At 75.4% G+C, this 16686-nt stretch carries 13 protein-coding genes; 1 reads left to right on the top strand and 12 read right to left on the bottom strand.

The features are described from left to right. Positions 1-10 precede the first annotated feature (10 nt). From eboE to ACQPYD_RS13640, 11 genes are all read right to left on the bottom strand, one after another. Positions 11-1177, bottom strand: coding sequence for a metabolite traffic protein EboE (eboE, locus tag ACQPYD_RS13590; protein ID WP_433701344.1), 1167 nt, complete (start codon positions 1175-1177; stop codon positions 11-13). Then, positions 1174-2049 (bottom strand): TatD family hydrolase, encoded by an 876-nt coding sequence (locus tag ACQPYD_RS13595; RefSeq protein ID WP_433701345.1) that lies wholly within the window; start codon positions 2047-2049, stop codon positions 1174-1176. The genes eboE and ACQPYD_RS13595 overlap by 4 nt, the downstream gene beginning before the upstream one ends. Beyond that, positions 2049-2717 (bottom strand): EboA domain-containing protein, encoded by a 669-nt coding sequence (locus tag ACQPYD_RS13600; protein WP_433701347.1) that lies wholly within the window; start codon positions 2715-2717, stop codon positions 2049-2051. Before ACQPYD_RS13600 ends, ACQPYD_RS13595 begins: the two co-directional genes overlap by 1 nt. After that, entirely contained in the window at positions 2714-3568 is an 855-nt protein-coding gene (locus tag ACQPYD_RS13605) for a sugar phosphate isomerase/epimerase family protein (protein WP_433701348.1), read from the bottom strand. The genes ACQPYD_RS13600 and ACQPYD_RS13605 overlap by 4 nt, the downstream gene beginning before the upstream one ends. Continuing rightward, positions 3565-4434, bottom strand: a complete 870-nt coding sequence (locus ACQPYD_RS13610; protein ID WP_433701349.1) for an SCO3242 family prenyltransferase — start codon at positions 4432-4434, stop codon at positions 3565-3567. Before ACQPYD_RS13610 ends, ACQPYD_RS13605 begins: the two co-directional genes overlap by 4 nt. Next, a complete protein-coding gene (locus ACQPYD_RS13615; protein ID WP_433701350.1) occupies positions 4431-5588 on the bottom strand; it encodes an inositol-3-phosphate synthase in 1158 nt (385 codons plus the stop codon). Before ACQPYD_RS13615 ends, ACQPYD_RS13610 begins: the two co-directional genes overlap by 4 nt. 47 nt (positions 5589-5635) lie before the next feature. Then, positions 5636-6379, bottom strand: coding sequence for a hypothetical protein (locus ACQPYD_RS13620; RefSeq protein WP_433701351.1), 744 nt, complete (start codon positions 6377-6379; stop codon positions 5636-5638). 172 nt (positions 6380-6551) lie between these two features. After that, entirely contained in the window at positions 6552-10886 is a 4335-nt protein-coding gene (locus ACQPYD_RS13625; protein ID WP_433701352.1) for a ThuA domain-containing protein, read from the bottom strand. 802 nt (positions 10887-11688) lie between these two features. Beyond that, a complete protein-coding gene (locus ACQPYD_RS13630) occupies positions 11689-12492 on the bottom strand; it encodes an alpha/beta fold hydrolase (RefSeq protein WP_433701353.1) in 804 nt (267 codons plus the stop codon). A gap of 239 nt (positions 12493-12731) precedes the next feature. Then, positions 12732-13556 (bottom strand): SDR family oxidoreductase, encoded by an 825-nt coding sequence (locus ACQPYD_RS13635; protein ID WP_433701354.1) that lies wholly within the window; start codon positions 13554-13556, stop codon positions 12732-12734. Positions 13557-13775: 219 nt separating this feature from the next. After that, positions 13776-13973, bottom strand: coding sequence for a hypothetical protein (locus tag ACQPYD_RS13640; protein ID WP_433701355.1), 198 nt, complete (start codon positions 13971-13973; stop codon positions 13776-13778). Positions 13974-14140: 167 nt separating this feature from the next. Between ACQPYD_RS13640 and ACQPYD_RS13645 the strand changes: the two genes are divergently transcribed. Beyond that, complete coding sequence (locus ACQPYD_RS13645; protein WP_433701356.1) at positions 14141-14656, top strand: SixA phosphatase family protein; 516 nt, start codon at positions 14141-14143, stop codon at positions 14654-14656. Positions 14657-14752: 96 nt separating this feature from the next. Here ACQPYD_RS13645 and ACQPYD_RS13650 read toward each other — a convergent pair whose 3' ends face one another. Continuing rightward, the gene (locus ACQPYD_RS13650) at positions 14753-16579 is read right to left on the bottom strand and encodes a CPBP family glutamic-type intramembrane protease (protein WP_433701357.1); all 1827 of its coding nucleotides are present in this window, start codon (positions 16577-16579) and stop codon (positions 14753-14755) included. Positions 16580-16686: the final 107 nt, after the last annotated feature.

Raw genomic sequence — 16686 nt, forward strand, 5'->3', positions numbered from 1 at the left:
CTCGCGGGGGTCAGAGGACGGTCAGGCCGAGGTCGGTCATGCGGTCGCGGGCCCAGGCCACTTCGGCCGCGATGCCCTCGGTGAGCCCCTTCCCGTCGGTGGGGCGCGACGCCTCGGGCAGCACCGACCAGGTGTAGGTCTCCACCTCCACGTGGTCGGTGCGCGCGCCGCCGGGCCCCAGGAGGTGGCGCAGGGTGTCGGTGAGGTGGTCGGTGGTCCCGCGCAGCGGGGCGGCGGCGGGGGCGTGCAGGGGCACGTGGAAGTGGGTGCGCCAGGGCGCGTCCCCGGGCAGGGGGTCGGCGCCGCCCAGGGCCTCGTGCAGGTCGTCGCGGCCCTCCCGCGCACCGTCCTCGCCGCGGACGCGCGTCTGGTGCAGGAAGCGGTCCTCGGTGAAGGCGGCGAGGGCCTCGCGGGCGGCCGGGTCGGCGGGGTCGGGGACCTCCACGGCCGCCGACGCCTGGGCCTTGACCACGGGCAGGCCCGCGGCGGAGAGCCTGTCCAGGGCCGCCCCCGGTTCCTCGAAGGCCGTCGCGAGGTGACAGGTGTCCAGGCACACGCCCAGGTGCGGCGGCGGGTCCGCCAGGAGCCGGGCCGCGTCACGGGTGGACTCGACGAGGCACCCGGGCTCGGGTTCCAGTCCCACCCGTACCGGGCGCTCCCGCCGCGCCAGGTCCTCCAGCGCCGCGGAGAGCTCGTCCAGGTGCGCGCGGGCGGTGGCGAGGCGGCCGGGGTCCCACGGTGCGCGCCAGGCCAGGGGGAGGGTGGAGACACTGCCCCGCGCGGCGTCGTCGGGGAGCAGCCGTGCCAGCACCCGGGCGCAGTCCACCGTGTAGTCCAGCCTGGCGCGGTCGGTCCAGTCGGGGCCGTACACGGCGTGCTTGACCACGGGCGCGTGGAACCCGGTGTAGGGGAAGGCGTTGAGGGTCACCGTCTCCAGCCCCGCGGCCGCCAGCTCCGCGCGCAGCCGGTCGGTCAGCCCCGGGTCCGCCGCCAGCTCCCGGGCCAGCGGGGCGGGCAGCCACAGCCCCAGGCCGAGCCGGTCCGCGCCCAGGGCCTCCCGCACGCCGCCGCCGTGGACGCGGATCTGTCGCAGGACGCCGTCCAGGTCCTCGGCCGGGTGCACGTTGGTGCAGTAGGCGAGGTGGACGACCGTGCCGTCGGGGTGGCGCAGCCTCACGCGGCGCCTCCGTCCGCACGCTCGCCGCGCAGCACGGAGTTGCCGGAGTAGGTCGCGGTGCGGTCGGCCCCGGGCACGTCGTCCAGCAGCAGGCGACCGCTGCGTCCGTAGAACTCGACGGGGTTGTCCCACAGGACCCGTTCGACGTCCCGGTCGGTGAAGCCCGCGGCGAGCATGGCCTCGCCGGTGCGCAGGGTGGCGAGCGGGTCGCTGCGGCCCCAGTCGGCGGCCGAGTTGACCACCATCCGTTCCGGGCCCCACTCGGACAGGACGCGGACCATGCGCTCCGGGCTCATCTTGGTGTCGGGGTAGATGGAGAAGCCCAGCGTGCACCCCGAGTCGTGCACCATCGCCACGGTGGCCTCGTTGAGGTGGTCCACCAGCACCCGCTCGGCCGGAATGCCGGACTCGGCGACCAGCTGCAGGGTGCGGCGGGTCCCGGCCGCCTTGTCGCGGTGCGGGGTGTGCACCAGGACGGGCAGGCCGAACTCCCCGGCCAGCTCCAGTTGGTGGCGGAAGGCCTTCTCCTCCTCCGAGGTCCGGGAGTCGAAGCCCACCTCCCCGACCGCCACGACGCCGTCCTTGGCCAGGTAGCGGGGGAGGAGGTCCAGCACCCCGTGCAGGCGGGGGTCGTTGGCCTCCTTCGGGTTGAGCGCGATCGCGCAGTGGTGGCGGATCCCGAACCGCTCGGCACGGAAGCGCTCCCAGCCCACGAGGCCGTCGAAGTAGTCGCGGAAGGAACTCACCCCGGTCCGGGGCTGGCCCAGCCAGAACGCCGGCTCCACCAGGGCGCGAACCCCTGCGGCGTGCATCGCCTCGTAGTCGTCGGTGGTCCGCGAGGTCATGTGGACGTGCGGGTCGAAGATGCGCATCACGCCTCCGTTCGTCGGGTGTCCAGGCGGGCGGCCTGGTCGGGAAAGCGCCGCAGCACGAGGTGGACGTCGGCGGGGACCTCCCGGCCCGCCAGCGCCCGTTCCTCGGCGTGGTCGGCGCACATGCGCGCCAGCTCGGCGTCGGCCCGCTCGGGCACTCCGGCCGCCGTCCCCAGCGGCACCCCGGTGAACAGGCACTTGAGGACGCCCTGGCGCCAGGAGTCCGCGTCGAGCAGGGCCGTCGCCGCGCTGGAGGCCGCCGCCGCGATCAGCCGGGTGTCGTTGGTGCGCATCGCGTCGGCCAAGAGTTCGCGCGCCGCGCCGGCCAGCTCCTCCCGGCCGGTGCCGAGCACGTCCAGGCCCCGCAGGACGGCGCGCCGCTCACCCGCGTCACCGTGGTGGTACAGGTCGCGGACCTCCTGGGCGAGCTCCGGCGGGGCCAGGGCCCCGGCCAGCGCGGCCAGCAGCTCCACGCGCACCATGTCCTCCAGGGTCGGCCCGGCCACCCCGTCGGGGTCGCCGGACGGGCCCGGCCCCCGCGCCACGCTCCTGGCCGCGGCGGGGAAGAGCACGGCGATCCGGGCGGGCCGGTCCCGTACCTGCGCGACCCGGGAGGCGAGGGCCTCGCGCGCCGCGGCCGTGCCCAGGAAGGCGTACCTCTCGCTCACACCTCCGCCCTCCGGGCACGGGAGTCGGCCAGCGCCCGGGAGAGCGCGCGGATCGACCGCTCGGCCACCGCGGGGGCGGCGTGCCCGTGGCGGGGCAGCTCCACCGACGCCAGGCCCCGGTAGCCGACCCCCTCCAGGGCGCCCAGGACGCCGGGCAGGTCGATCTCCCCGTCGCCGAACTCCAGGTGCTCGTGGACGCCCGGCCGCATGTCGTCCAGCTGGACGTTGGCGATCAGGGACCCGGCGCGCCGGACGGCGCCCTCGGGGCCGTCCGGTTCGTTGCACACGCCGTGCCCGACGTCGACGGTCAGCCGCAGGCGCGGCGGGTCGCCGAGCCGGCCGCGCAGCTCCAGGGCGTCGGCCACCCGTTCGGCGAACATGCCGGGCTCGGGCTCGAACGCGCAGTCCACACCGTGGTCGTCGGCGGTGGCCAGGACCCGTTCCACGCCCGAGGCCAGCCGGGACCAGCCCTGCGCCCGGCCCACCCCAGCGGGCAGGACGCCCGACCAGAAGGAGACGGCCTCGGCCCCCAGGTCCTCGGCGATGCGCACGGCGCGGCACAGCAGGTCCACACGCCGCCCTGCGCCCTCGTCGGAGACCAGGGTGGGCTCGTGCTTGCGGCGCGGGTCCATCAGGTAGCGGGCGCCGGTCTCCACGACCACCGCCAGGCCCAGCTCGGACAGCCGCCGGCCGATCCGGGCCGTGCGCGCGAAGGCGTCCGGGGCGAAGGGGTCCAGGTGCGGGTGGTCCAGCGTCAGCCCCACCCCCTCGTAGCCGAGGTCGGCGAGGAGGGCGAGCGCGTCGTCCAGCCGGTGGTCCCGGAAGCCGTTGGTGCCGTATCCGAACCTCACGTGAACGACACCGCCTCGGACGCCCGCGCCGCCACGGGCGCTCCGAGGACGAGCGCGCACGCGGTGCCCGGCGCGCCGTGCCCGGCCAGCAGGGCCGCCTGGAGCGGGATCATGCCCCGGATCCCCTCGCCCGTCGCCGCACGCGCGTTGCGCGCCTCGGGCTCGACCAGCGCCCGGACCTGGGCGGAGCCCACCCTCACCGCGAAGAGCCCCGCGAGCGCCCCCGCCAGGACCCTCTCCGCGGCTCCGCCCGGCGCACGACCGCGGGCGGGCGCGGCGGCGAGCGCGGCGCCGGCCAGGGTGCACAGCAGCGACCCCGCCGCGACGGAGGGCCGCGTCCCGTGCACCTCGCCCCGGCTCAGGGCGGTCACCCCGAGCGTGTGGACGGCCAGCGCCAGCGCGGGCCTGCCCGCGTCGGCGGGGCGCGCACCCGCGCCCAGCAGCACGTCCAGCCCCCGGGCCGCCGCCATGCCCAGCGGGGCCAGCGGGGTCTGCTTGAGGAGGAGGTCGTAGCCCCACACGGTGGCGGCCAGGGCCGTGGCCACCCCCGCGGCCCGGCGTCCGCCCGCCGCCGCGGCCAGGCCCACGCCCGTGACGGTCAGCCCCGAGGCGACGGCCAGGGCCTCGCCGGGGAGAACGGCCCCGGAGGGGATGGGGCGTTCGGGGCGCTCGACCGCGTCCACCTCCCGGTCGGCGTAGTCGTTGAGGGCCATGCCCGCCCAGTACAGGCAGACCGAGGCCGTGGGCAGCGCCCAGGCCCCGGGGCCGCGCAGGCCCCCAGCCGCAGCGGCGCCGGCCAGGGTGTCACCGGGGACGCTCAGCGCCGCGGGCAGGCGCACCAGCCTCGCCAGGTCGCGTGCTCTCATTCGGTCTCCTCCGCCGGTGCGGCGCACCAGGACGTCAGGGCCCGCCACTGTTCGGCGAGGCCGTGTTCGCGGGTGCCCACGGGGTCCTTGAAGAAGAACGCCAGCTCCGGCACGGGGCCGGTCCGGCCCTGCCGGTGGGCGTGGGCGGCCAGCCGCGCCAGGTCCAGCACCAGGGGCGCCGCCAGCGCGGAGTCGTAGCCCGACCAGGTGAACTGCAGGGACATCCGCGCCCCCAGGAACCCCTCGAACGAGACGTGGTCCCAGGCGACCTTGGCGTCCCCCAGGTCGGGGACGTAGTCGATGTGCAGGGGCCCGTCCGGCCCGTGGCCGAGCATGTGCTCCAGCCCCCGGGCCTTGGACGCGAGCTTGCTCTCGGCGTTGGCCGGGTCGGCCAGGGTGGCGCCGTCGCCGCCGCCGAGCAGGTTGACCGACGACCACGAGCGCACGTGCAGCGCCCGGGCGGCGAACATCGGCGCGAGCGCGCTCTTGACCAGGGTCTCCCCGGTCTTGCCGTCGGACCCGGCCCACGGCGCGCCCGAGCGGTCGGCGAGCCGCGCCAGGGCGGGCAGCCGGGGGCCGGTGTTGGGCGTGAACTCCACGAACGCGCAGCCCGCGCGCAGGGCCGCGTACGCGTACGCGGAGCTGGCCGGGATCCGCGCGGTCCCGGCGTCCAGGGCCGCCTCCAGCGCGTCGGCGTCGGTGTGTTCGGCGTACGCGCCGGGCCGGGGCTCGGTGCTGGACAGGTCCACCACCACGACGCGTTCGAGCGCCTCCCGCTCGGAGAACCCCCGCAGGTCCGCCTCCAGGCGGTCCACGTCCCCGCGCCGGACCCCGCCGGAGACGTCGTCCAGGCCCCGGCGCAGACCGCGCTCGGTCCGGTCCAGCCCGTCGGCGAAGGCCGGCGGCAGGTGGGCGGGCAGCACCCCCGCACGGGCCAGCCGCTCGGCGCTCTCGCACAGGCCGACCTCGGACACGTCGTGGCCGCCGAAGACCAGGTCGCCGATCCCGGGCAGGCGCGCCCCGGCGAATTCGGGCCGCTCGGTCACGCACCCTGTTCGCCCGGAGGCGCCGGACCGCACCGCCAGGGCCCCCAGGACGGCGGTGGTCGCCACCGACCCCCGTGCCCCGATCAGCCATACTCCGACTCGCGTCAACGCATGCTCCCTTCTCCGTGCCTTCGAGCGTTCGGGGAACGGTGTGGTCACCGGTCGCCGCTGTCCGCGCCGCCCTCCTCGGGCGCGCCGCCGCCCTCGCCGGGCTGCGCGCCGTCGGGGCCGAGCGCGCCGCTGCCGGGCGCCGCGGGCAGGTACAGGTGGACGTGGCCGTGGCCGGACTCCACACTGACCGTGTCCAGCTGGGTGGCCGCCACCGACCAGCCGCGGACCGCCTGGGTGCGCAGGTCCCCGGCCAGCTCCAGCAGCTCGGTCCGCTGCGCGTCCTGCGCGCGCTCCGCGCTGGAGTAGGCCACGACCGCGGAACCCAGCAGGTCCACGGAGTTGGACAGCCCCGCGTACGCGACGTTGTGGCCGGTGTTCCCGGAGGGGGCGTCCTCGAAGTGCCCGGCCGCGTCGTGGACGGTGGTCAGCCAGGAGTCGACCTCCCCGTCGTCGGGGGCGTCCCCGGCAGGGGTGGAACCGTCGGGCGGGACGGCCGCGTCCAGGCTCTCCACCACGGGCACCAGCGCCTCGTGCGCGGCTCCGGCACGCTCGACGAGCAGGTCGACCTGCGCGCGGTCGCGCTCCTGAGCGGAGGCCTGGAGCTCGGCGACGCGCGCCGGGTCGGGGGCGGTGCGGTCGTCTCCGGTGAAGGAGAGGACGAGGACGGCGACCAGGGCGGCGACCACCAGGACGGACCCGGCGGTCAGCCCCCAGGTGAGCTTGGGCGAGGGGCTCCCGGCCGCCTCGCGGTGCGTGTCGGGGGAGGAGCGGTCCTTCTTGGCGGACACCGTGGCACCTTCTTCTCGTCGTACGTGTGGGCCCGGCGCCGCGACGTCGTGGTTCTCGCCGTCGGGGCGCCGCCGCGGGGGTGGCGGGGCCGGCCGGAACCGGCCCCGCCGTGGTCACGGGGCCTCCGGCGGACGCTCGTCCCAGGGGGCGGCGTCCGCCGGAGGCGTCCCGTCACTCGTCGTCGATGAGGGGACGCAGCCTGTCGGCCAGCTCCAGCAGCTCCTCCCTGGCGCCGTCGTCGGCGACCGCCTCGGCAACCTCGACGAACCGGTCCAGGGCGTGCGCGGCCTGCCCGGTGCGGCCGACGTTCAGGTGGTGTTCGGCCAGTTCCAGCTGCGGGACCAGCCGGCGCGCCTCGGACCTGGTCAGCGCGCCGTCGCCCTCCAGGGCGTCGATGCGCTCGTGGACCTCGGCGAACGTGACCGGTTCGACCGCGTCCAGTTCCTGGACCAGGACGTCGCGGAAGAGCACCCGGTCGGCCTCGCCGTGGTTCTGCAGCCCGATGTGGCCCGAGGACAGGTCACGTGCCGGGTCGGTGCTCTCGAACTCGTTCACCAGCTCCCCGTTGATCCACACGCGGATCACCGGGTCGGCCACCTCGATCTCCATCTCGTTCCACTCGCCGACCCGCGCGGGGTGGGAGTCGGCCGCCCGGAAGCCGTAGACGGCGCCGGTCCGGTGGACCGGGTCGCCGTCGGGCGCCCCGTAGCCGTCGATCTGGATCTCGTAGCCCTCCTCGACGGCGACCCAGGGGTCGTCCCCGGGGTCGGGGAAGCCGACGAAGACACCGGAGTTGTCCGTCTCCTCGGAGGCGAGGAAGTCCAGCTTCAGCCGGTAGGACTCCATCTCCGTCTCGTGCCGCAGCAGCCCCATGCCGCCCCGGGTCTCCAGGGCGCAGCCGTCGCCGTCGTCGACGACGTCGAAGCCGCCCGGGCCCGCCATGGTCCACCCGTCGAGCGACGCGCCGTCCCACAGGGGGGTGTAGCCGTCCTCGGCCTCGGGCGGGGCGCACTCCGGCGGCTCGGCGCCGCCCGCCTCGACCGTGACGGTGGCGGCGCCGGAGGCGCCGGTGGTGCCGTCGCCGTCGGTGGCCACGGCGCTGACCTCGTACTCGCCCGCGGCCGCACCCTGCCAGGCCGCCGTGTAGGGGCCCTCGGTCACCGTGGCGACGACCTCGCCGTCCACGAGGAAGTCCACCTTCTCCACACCGGCCCCGGCGTGGTCGGTGACCTCGGCGGAGAGGGGGACGTCCTCGCCCTCCTCGAAGACCGCCCCGTCCTGCGGGCTGGTCAGCTCGGTCCGGGGGCCGTGCCCCCCGTGGCCGTCCAGGACCGCCTCGAAGTAGTTGAGGTTGAACAGGCCGTCCTCTGCGGAGGTGTCCTCCCCGGTGAAGACCAGGTACAGCGTGAAGGTCTCCCCGGGATCGGTGATGTCCATGGTCACGTCGGTCCACTCCTGCCAACCGCCGGTGGAGGGCACGTCGGCGCTGCCGAGCAGTTCGCCGTCGGGGGCGTTCATGCGCGCCTCGATCGCTCCGCCCGCCCCCGCGGAGGCGACCCGGAACTCCATCTGCCCGACCCCGGTCAGGTTGGTCGTGTCGTAGGCCGTCCAGTCGCCGTGGCCGATGTGGCTGACGTTGACCAGGCCGCCCTCGGCGTCCTCGGTGGGCTCGGTCCGGACCCCCTCGCTGTCGGTGAAGTACTGGGCCTGCGTCCGTGCGGGCTTGAGCGTGATCCCGTCGCTTCCGGTGAGGGCGGGCGCCCCGTCCCCGCCGGAGTCGGTGTACTCGGCCTGCAACGCCCAGAAGATGTTCATGTCGTGCCCGTGGCCGCCGTCGACCTCGGTGAGGCTGACGTCCTCGCAGCTGTCGTACTGGGTCCACGGGTGGGCGTGCCGGTCGTGGCCGAGCGAGGCCGTGACCGCGACGTCGCCGCAGTCGACGCCCGCGCCGACCGAGCCGTCCTCGGCGTCCTCCACGTCCACGGTGAAGGGGATCTCGTCACCCCAGTGGAAGAACTGGCCGTCCTGCGGGGTCCGGAAGGAGACGTCGGGCGCGGTGTTGCCCGCGGTGACGGTCGTGGTGGCCGTCCCCGTGCGTCCCTCGCCGTCGGTCGCGGTGAGGACGACCGTGTACTGGCCCGCCTCCTCGAAGGTGTGGGTGGGCGAGACCTCGGTCGAGGTCGCGCCGTCGCCGAACGACCACGCGTACTCCATGGGCAGGCCGCCGGGGTGGTGGGAGCCCTCCGCGGAGAACTCCACCTCCAGCGGGGCCGGTCCCGAGGTCGTGGAGGCGCTGATGTCGGCGACCGGGGTGGTCCCGCCGCCGGTGTAGTCGATGCGCGACAGCGCCGAGTCGTCGGCTCCGCCGAAGTACCCGGACCCGTACTCCAGCACGTACAGGGAGCCGTCCGGGCCGAACTCCATGTCCATGGGGTTGGCCAGGCTGATGTCGGGGACGGTCTCGGTGATGTCCAGGACGTCGCCGTCGTCGCCCAGGTGCACCTGCTTGATCCAGTCGCGGTCCCACTCGTAGAACAGCGGGATGCCGTCGTAGTACTCGGGCCACTTGGTGTCCGACTCCAGCTCGGGGTCGAACCGGTAGGCCGGGCCGCCCATCGGGGCGCCGCCGCCCGTGCCCAGCTGCGGGAACTCCTCCGACTCCTCGTAGCTGTACCAGATCGAGGCGGGGGTGACCGGGGGCAGCTCCTCCAGGCCGGTGTTGCGCGGGGAGTCGTTCACCGGCGCGGCGCAGTCGAACTCCTCGCCGGAGGTCCCCGACGCGAAGTCGTGGTCGACGAACGCGCTGTTGTCGCCGATGCAGTAGGGCCAGCCGATGTTGGCGGGCTCGGAGATCGCGTGCCAGGAGACCGTGTTCTGCGGTCCCCGGTCCGGGTCGGGCTCGTTGGCGTCGGGGCCGTAGTCGCCCAGGTAGACGGTGCCGTCCTCCTCGTCCACCGTGAACCGGAACGGGTTGCGCAGGCCCATGGCGTAGATCTCGGGCCGGGTCTGCTCGCCGCTGTACTCCTCCGGCGGGAAGAGGTTGCCCTCGGGGATCTCGTAGCCGCCGTCGTCGGTGGGCGCGATCCGCAGCAGCTTGCCGCGCAGGTCGTTGGTGTTGGCCGAGCTGCGCTGGGCGTCGAAGGCGGGGTTGCGCGACTCGCGCTCGTCGATGGGCGTGTAGCCGTCCGACCCGAACGCGCTGGTGTCGTCGCCGGTGGCCAGGTAGAGGTTGCCCTCGGAGTCGAAGTCGATGTGGCCGCCGACGTGGCAGCACATGCCCCGGTCGGTCCCGACCTCCAGCAGGACCTGCTCGCTGTCCAGCTCCAGGGCGGGGGAGTCCCCGTCCGCGAACTGGAAGCGGGAGAGGTTGTTGTGGCCCTCGTAGGGCTCGAAGTCCTCCGGCGAGCCGTCCGCGGGCGCCTCACCCGGCGGGATGCCCTCGATCACGGGCGCGTAGTACAGGTACACCCACCCGTTCTCCTCGAAGTCCGGATCCAGGGCGATGCCCTGCAGCCCGTCCTCGTCGTGGTTGTACACCGGCACCTGGGCGATCAGCTCGGTGGTGTAGGTGTCCGGGGACCACAGCCGCACCTCGCCGTCGCGGGTGATGTGCATGACGCGGCCGTCGGGCAGGACCGCCAGGCCCATGGGCTCGCCCACGGCGCCCTCACCCTGCGCGAGGGTGACCTTCTCGAAGTTGTCCCACTGCGTGGCGCCGCAGTCGCCCTCGGCGGCCCCGGCCGCCCACCGCAGTCCGCCGAGCAGGTGCTCGGTGAACTCCGGCTCGGAGTAGGACTCGACGGTGTGGCCGCCGCCGGTGTACCAGGACCTGCCGCCGTCGTAGGCCTGACACCAGGCGATCGGGTGGTCCCATCCCATCTGGCCCCCCGGATCGACCTGGTCCGCGTAGGAGTCCTCGTCGAGTCCGGCCAGGACGTGCACGTCGCCGCGGGGGGACAGGTCGAAGTCGTACCACTCGTCGCGGCGCTCCCAGCTGGCCGGGAGGTGCTCGGTGGAGGGGTGGACCCTGTCGTTGACCACGACCCGGGCGTCCTGCGTGCCCGGCGGGTGGCTGGAGAAGTAGCCGCCGACGAGGTCGCCGTACCACTCCCAGTCGTAGTGGGTGTCGGAGGCGGAGTGGACGCCGACGAAGCCGCCCCCGTCCTGGACGTAGCGCTCGAAGGCGCCCTGCTGGTCCTCGTCGAGCACGTCGCCCGTGGTGGAGAGCCAGATCACCGCGTCGTAGGCGGCCAGGTCCTCGTCGTTGAACACCGAGGAGTCCTCGGTGTGCTCGGTGCTGAAGCCGTGCTCCTCGCCGAGCGCCTCGACGAGCGCGACGCCGTGGGGGATCGAGTCGTGCCGGAAGCCGGTGGTCTTGGAGAAGATCAGGGTGGAGAACGCGTCCTCGCCGGTCTCTTCCGCGTGCGCGACCGGCGCGGTCATGGTCAGCGCCATGGTGACGCCGGCCGCGAGCGCGCCCAGTGTCAGCAGGGGTCTCTTCTTCATACGGAACCTCACCTGGGGGTGGGAGCGAATCGATGAGTCCGTGCGGCGTGCCGGCGCCGACGGCAGGGGCGGCCCGGCGGTCGCGCGGCCCGGTGGGGGCCGTGTGGCTGTGACCGGTGGGCTGACGGGGAGTTCCTGCTATCAGGTGCGGGAAGCGGGGGTGTGCCGCCTCATCGGCCTCAGCCCATACCGGCTCCTTTCCTCGCAGACCTCATCGTGGTCGGGCGGCGCGGTGGCCGGGCGTCGGCGGCCCGGTCCGCCGGCGCCCCGTCCACGTCGTGGAGGGCAGGACCGGCGGGTGGCCCCCGCCGGACTCCGCTTGGTGCAGGGGGTACAGCTCTTCGTGACCGGTGGAGGCCATGCCGACGGTCCGGAGACACCACATCACCCGGACCTGTGATCTGCCTCACCCAGCTGCCTCGAACCGTACGTCGGTCTTATGTCGATCGTCAAGCAGAAGTTGTCGGTGCAGGTCGCAATAGGTGGGTCCCGCTCATCCGATAGAGGAGGCGCCCGGGGATCGGCGGCGTGTGCGTCCACGCCTTCGCGAAGGCGCCCGCGGCACGACCCGGACGCCGGTGTCCGACAGGCGGTCCCGGCCCGCCTCGCTCCTTCGCTCCGGGGAAGGCGGGTGCGCACCGGTGACGGGACGGAGCGGCGTGTGCCCGTACCGGCCCGGACGGCGGAGGGGCGGCGGACGGGCGTGAGCGGACCGCGGCCGGGGGACGGGCGCGAGGCGCGCGGCCCCGCCGCCGTGGTCCCTCCGCCGGTTCCGGCCACCGTGGCCGGACGGTCCCGGGGATCAGGCGGCGGGGACCGTGCGCAGGAAGTCCCGTACGGCCAGGGCGTAGCCCGACGGGTCGTCGCGGTGCACCCAGTGCCCGCATCCCGGCAGCACCCGCAGCCGGGTGCCGGGCCGGCGCTCGGCCATCTCCCCGGCCTGCCGGGCCGACAGCAGCGGGCTCAGGCCGCCGCGGAGGAGCAGGGCGGGACAGGCGGAGCCCAGCCAGTCGGTCCAGAAGTCCCCGGTGTTGCCGCGCTGGGCGGCCAGCATGTCCCGGTGGTCGAACCGCAGGCGCCAGACCCCGTCGTGCTCGTGGGCGCTCTCCATGAAGTACCCGAGCGCGGGCACGCCCTCGCGGGTGAGGAACTCCGCCAGCGCCTCCCGGCTCGGGAAGGCCGTCGGCCACCCGGTGGTGTCGAACACCGGGTTCTCGACCTCGGAGGCGTCCGTGACGGCCCCGATGTCCTCGACCACCAGGGCGCGCACCAGTCCGGGGCGGCGTGCCGCCAGCTGGTAGGCGGTCACCCCGCCGAGGGAGTGGCCGAGGACGATCGCCGGGCCGGCGCCGAGGTGTTCCAGGAACGCGGCCGCGTCCCCGACGAAGGCGTCGCGGCCGAGGTCGCCGCCGTGCTCGGAGAGCCCGTGGCCGCGCTGGTCGAGGGCGACGACCCGGAAGTCCGGGGCCAGGTACGGCGCGAGGCCGGTGAAGGAGGCGGCGCGGCCGAACGTCCCGTGCAGGGCGACCAGCGGGACGCCGTCCCCGCCGAAGTCGAGGTAGCTGAAGGCGCGCCCGTTCAGGGTGACGGGGGTCTGGGCGGTCACGGGGCCTCCGGTTCCTCGGGTCGGGGCGTGCGGTCCCGGCGGAGGACCGGGGAGGTCCGGCCGGGGCCCGGGACCGTCGGCCCTCACGCTACAGGGCGGTTCCGGGCCGCCGCCGCATTCCGGAGCCGGGGCGCTGCGCGCACCGGCGCCCCGGTCGGCGCGGCCCGGGGTACGGCCGGGCGCGGACCCCGGCCCGGCGGGGTCCCGTCAGGCCGCCGTCGACCGGAGCCCCCGGCCCGTCAGCCGAGGGCGCCGCTGACGGAGGAGGCGATCACACCGCCGTCCACCAGCAGGTCGGCGCCGGAGACGAACCCGGCGGACGGGCCGAGCAGGAACTCCGCCGCGGCCGCGATGTCGGCGGGGGTGCCCACCCGTCGGGCGTTGGAGGCCTCCACCATCGCCCGCATGCTCCGCCCGTGCTCGCCGTTCAGCTCACCGCGGCCCATGGGCGTGGAGACCACTCCGGGGCTGATGCTGTTGACCCGGGCCCCCTTGGCGCCCCAGACGACGCTGGCGCCCTGCACCCGCAGCCGGTTGGCACGCTTGGCGAACGCGTAGGCCCGCCCGGAGTCGGGGAAGCGGTCCCGCGCGGCGACCGGCAGGGACAGCAGGCGGTCGGCCGGCGCGGAGGCGAGCTGGACCGCCTCCTGCGGCGACAGCTCCACCGGGCCGTAGGAGGCCATGCTGGAGATGACCAGGCCGGCCCCGCCCGGGGCGACGGCCTCGGCGAACTCCTCCAGCACGAGGGCCACGCCGAGCAGGTCCACCGCCAGGATCGCCGGAACGGGGGCCTGGACCGGGGACACCCCGGCGGTGTGCACGACCTTGCGCACCGCGCCCGACCCGGCGGCGGCGCGCGCCAGTCCGGCGACGGAGCCCCGGTCGGCGACGTCGACCGTCCGCCCCGCCACGTCGTAGCCCTGGCCCGCCAGCCGTTCGGCGACCGCCGACAAGAGCTCCTCGTCGCGGTCGGCGAGCAGCAGGCGCGTCCCCGCCCCGATCCTCGCGGCGATCGCCTCGCCCATGCCGCCCGCTCCGATGACCACGGTCACGTCGTCGGCCATACCGCCCTCCTTCTCCGCGCGCGGTGGGCGCTGCGCTCCCCGCGTCACGGCGTTCGTCGGTTCCGTGACGACCTTCGTACCATCCGCGGTTCCGGGGCCGCGCCGGGGCCCGTTGCCGTTCCCGGCCCGGGGCCGCCGACCGGACGCGCGCGGGGGAGGGGCCTGTCGCGCCCACCGCGCAGGCGGCGGCGGACCCGGGGAGCTGCGCCCGCCGACGGTTCAGGCCGAACCGCTCGCGACCAGCCGCCTCCGGTACTCGTGCGCCTCGGCCACCAGCGCGTCGAGCGACTGCCGCTTGCGCACCAGGTCGCCGGTCTCCCCGGTGATCCGGGCACGCTCCAGCTCCATGCGCCGCATCGCGCTGTCGAAGGCCTCCTCGCCGGGCGTCTCGGCGCAGGGCAGCACTTCGGCGATCACCCGGCTGGGGACGGAGGAGGCGCCCCTGCAGGCGCACTCCTACGCGGAGGCGGCCCGGCGCGCCGTGCGGAAGCCGCCGCCTCCGCGGGTCCGCCGCACGGGGCGGCCCCGGAGCCGATTCCCCCGAACACCCGCCGTGCGACTACGCACCGTGACAGCATCGGGGCATGAGTGAAACCGTACGCACCGTCGCGCTCCTCCGCCACGGCAAGGCCGAGTGGAACGACGGGGACGACCACGAACGCCCGCTCGCGGAACGGGGGAGGAAGGACGCCCCGGTCGCCGGGAGGTGGCTGGCCGGCTCGGGCCTCCTGCCCGACCTCGTCCTGTGCTCGACGGCCGTGCGCTGCCGGGAGACCTGGAAGCTCGCCGCCGCCGAACTCCCGCAGCGCCCCAGGACCGTCTACGAGGACCGGCTCTACGAGGCGTCGGCGGGCGAGCTGACCGCCCTGCTCGGCGAGGTCGACGACGGGGTCGCGCACCTGCTGGTCGTCGGCCACAACCCGGGCGTGCACGCCCTGGCCGACGCGCTCGCCGGTGAGGCCGAGGGCGACCTGCTCCCCAGGATGAACCGCTCCGGGTTCCCGACGTCCGCGATTGCGGTGCTGAGCTTCACCGGGAGCTGGAAGGGCGTGGAGCACGGCGTCGCGAGGCTGTCCGCCTTCTGGACCCCGCACGCCTGACGGCCCGGCCCGCGGGGTCCCGGCTCGCCCGGCCGTCCCCGCGCCCGCCCGGTCCGGGGTCCGGGGGCGGACACGCCCGGACCGGGGCGGGGAGGCTCAGGAGCCCTCGGCGGGTACCGTCGCGGCGTAGCGGGCGGCGAGGGTGTGGAAGGCCTCCTTCGGCTCCCAGTGGCCGTCGTCGGGGGACAGCCCCGACTCCAGCGGCGGCGGGCGCACGATCCCGAAGCTCGCCATGTCCAGGTCGCGGGCGGGGTCGGGGGAGTAGCGGCAGTCCCCCTCGACGAACATGCACACGAACGCGCCCATCACGTCCTCGGTCTCGTACACGTCCAGCAGTTCGCCGATGACCTCGGCCTGGACGCGTTCGTCCCGGACGTGGCCGCCCGTGACCCGGCGGTCGTCCAGGTCGTCCCAGTCCATGACGTCGCCGCCCGACCCGCCCTGGTACCGCGCCGCCTCGTAGGAGCAGCAGCCGAACTCGGTGACCAGGACCGGCTTGCCCGTCGCCCGCAGCCGCCGCAGCCCCTGCCGGTAGGTGGCGCGGGTCAGGACGTCCAGGTAGTAGTCCACCCCGATGACGTCGAACGGGGTCCAGTCCACGCTCTCCCAGGTTCCCGATCCGTAGGTGAGCGGTCCGCCGAACCGGGCCCGGGCGGTGGCGGCCAGCTCGCCCAGGAAGCGGTTGAGGCGGTGGTTGAACAGCGGGAACAGCGGGGACAGCAGGCCGAGCGACCTGGTGCGCGCGTCGAAGTCGCGGCCGGGGACGATGCCCCGCACGAACATGCTGAGCTCGCACCCCACGTTGACGCCGACCCGCTCCGGGTGCTCTTCGCGCAGCCGCTCGGAGAACTCCGCCGTCCGCGCGAGGCGGGCGAGGGCCTCCTCCCGGCCGCCTTCGACCAGCCGGGGCTGGACCCACACGTACAGCCCGCGGGCCAGGGCGAGGCGGGCGGCCTCCTCCAGCCGTCCCAGGTCCTCCCCGAAGACGGTCACCGCCGTGCAGTGCAGGTCCTCGCGGATCACCCGCATCTCCTCGTCCACCACGTCGGGACGCCACCGGGGGCGCGAGTGCTGCCCCGGCCGGTAACTGGAGCCGACGTCGTACAGGACGCCCTTCTGCCCGAGCTCGCGTCGGGGCCCGGGCACGGCGTCCGGTGCGGCAGCGGCGAGGTCGGGTCGCCGGCTCCGGAGCGAGGTCACGGCCCAGACGGCGGCCAGCGCGGGCCCGAACACCAGCAGCACCTCCCACAGGCCGACCGCCTGGAGCAGGCGCAGGTCGAGCGCGGTGTACACGAGTCCTCCGGCGGCCAGGGCCGTGCGCGTCGCGAGCACCGTCCACACCTCGCCGGCGGTCATGCGCAGGACCCCGGTGAACACCCCCAGGAGGAACAGGTGGACCGCGTTCGCGTACGCGCCGGCGACCAGAGCGGCCGACACGGCGAACAGCGCGGCCTGGAGCAGGAGGGCCGCCCAGGGGGAGAACCGCTCGCCCAGGACCTTCTGCGCGTAGCCGCGGAACACCAGTTCCTCGGGCAGCAGCTGCGCCAGCACGAGAAGCGGGAGCACGACGGCCAGGGCCGGGACGGCACGGGCCGCGGCGCCGGGATCGACGGAGGCCGCGCCCGCCGCCACCGCGGCCACCAGGAACAGCGCGGTGGCGAGCAGCGTCGCCAGCAGGGCGGCCAGGGGCATGGCCCAGCCCCTCGGGTACCGGCCCAGGCCGAACGCGGCCAGGGGGCGGCGGTCCAGGAAGCGGGCGGCGGCCCACACCAGGGGCACGGTCCCGGCCACGGTGAAGGCGGCGCGCACGGCCAGGGCGAGCGGCGCCTCCGCCGGGGCGTCCGGGCCCGGGAACAGGACGGCGGAGGCGGCGGCGAGGGCCCCGATCCCGGTCGCGGCCACCGCGACGACGGCCGTCCTCATCAGGGGCGACGTCCGAGGCGGGGGCTCCGGCGGGGCGGGGGCCGCAACCCCCTCGGCCGGGGGCTCCTGCCCGGGCCGGGCCCTCCGCTCAGGCGGGGGTGTCTGTT

Origin of the sequence: Nocardiopsis sp. CA-288880, assembly GCF_050955985.1 — a bacterium.
Lineage (GTDB): Bacteria > Actinomycetota > Actinomycetes > Streptosporangiales > Streptosporangiaceae > Nocardiopsis > Nocardiopsis tropica.

Excerpts from the sequence above, each read along its gene's own strand:
- ACQPYD_RS13595 (WP_433701345.1), bottom strand. The coding sequence starts at position 2,049 with ATGCGCATCTTCGACCCGCACGTCCACATGACCTCGCGGACCACCGAC.
- ACQPYD_RS13610 (WP_433701349.1), bottom strand. The coding sequence starts at position 4,434 with ATGAGAGCACGCGACCTGGCGAGGCTGGTGCGCCTGCCCGCGGCGCTG.
- ACQPYD_RS13625 (WP_433701352.1), bottom strand. The coding sequence starts at position 10,886 with ATGAAGAAGAGACCCCTGCTGACACTGGGCGCGCTCGCGGCCGGCGTC.
- ACQPYD_RS13635 (WP_433701354.1), bottom strand. The coding sequence starts at position 13,556 with ATGGCCGACGACGTGACCGTGGTCATCGGAGCGGGCGGCATGGGCGAG.
- ACQPYD_RS13645 (WP_433701356.1), top strand. The coding sequence starts at position 14,141 with ATGAGTGAAACCGTACGCACCGTCGCGCTCCTCCGCCACGGCAAGGCC.
- ACQPYD_RS13650 (WP_433701357.1), bottom strand. The coding sequence starts at position 16,579 with ATGAGGACGGCCGTCGTCGCGGTGGCCGCGACCGGGATCGGGGCCCTC.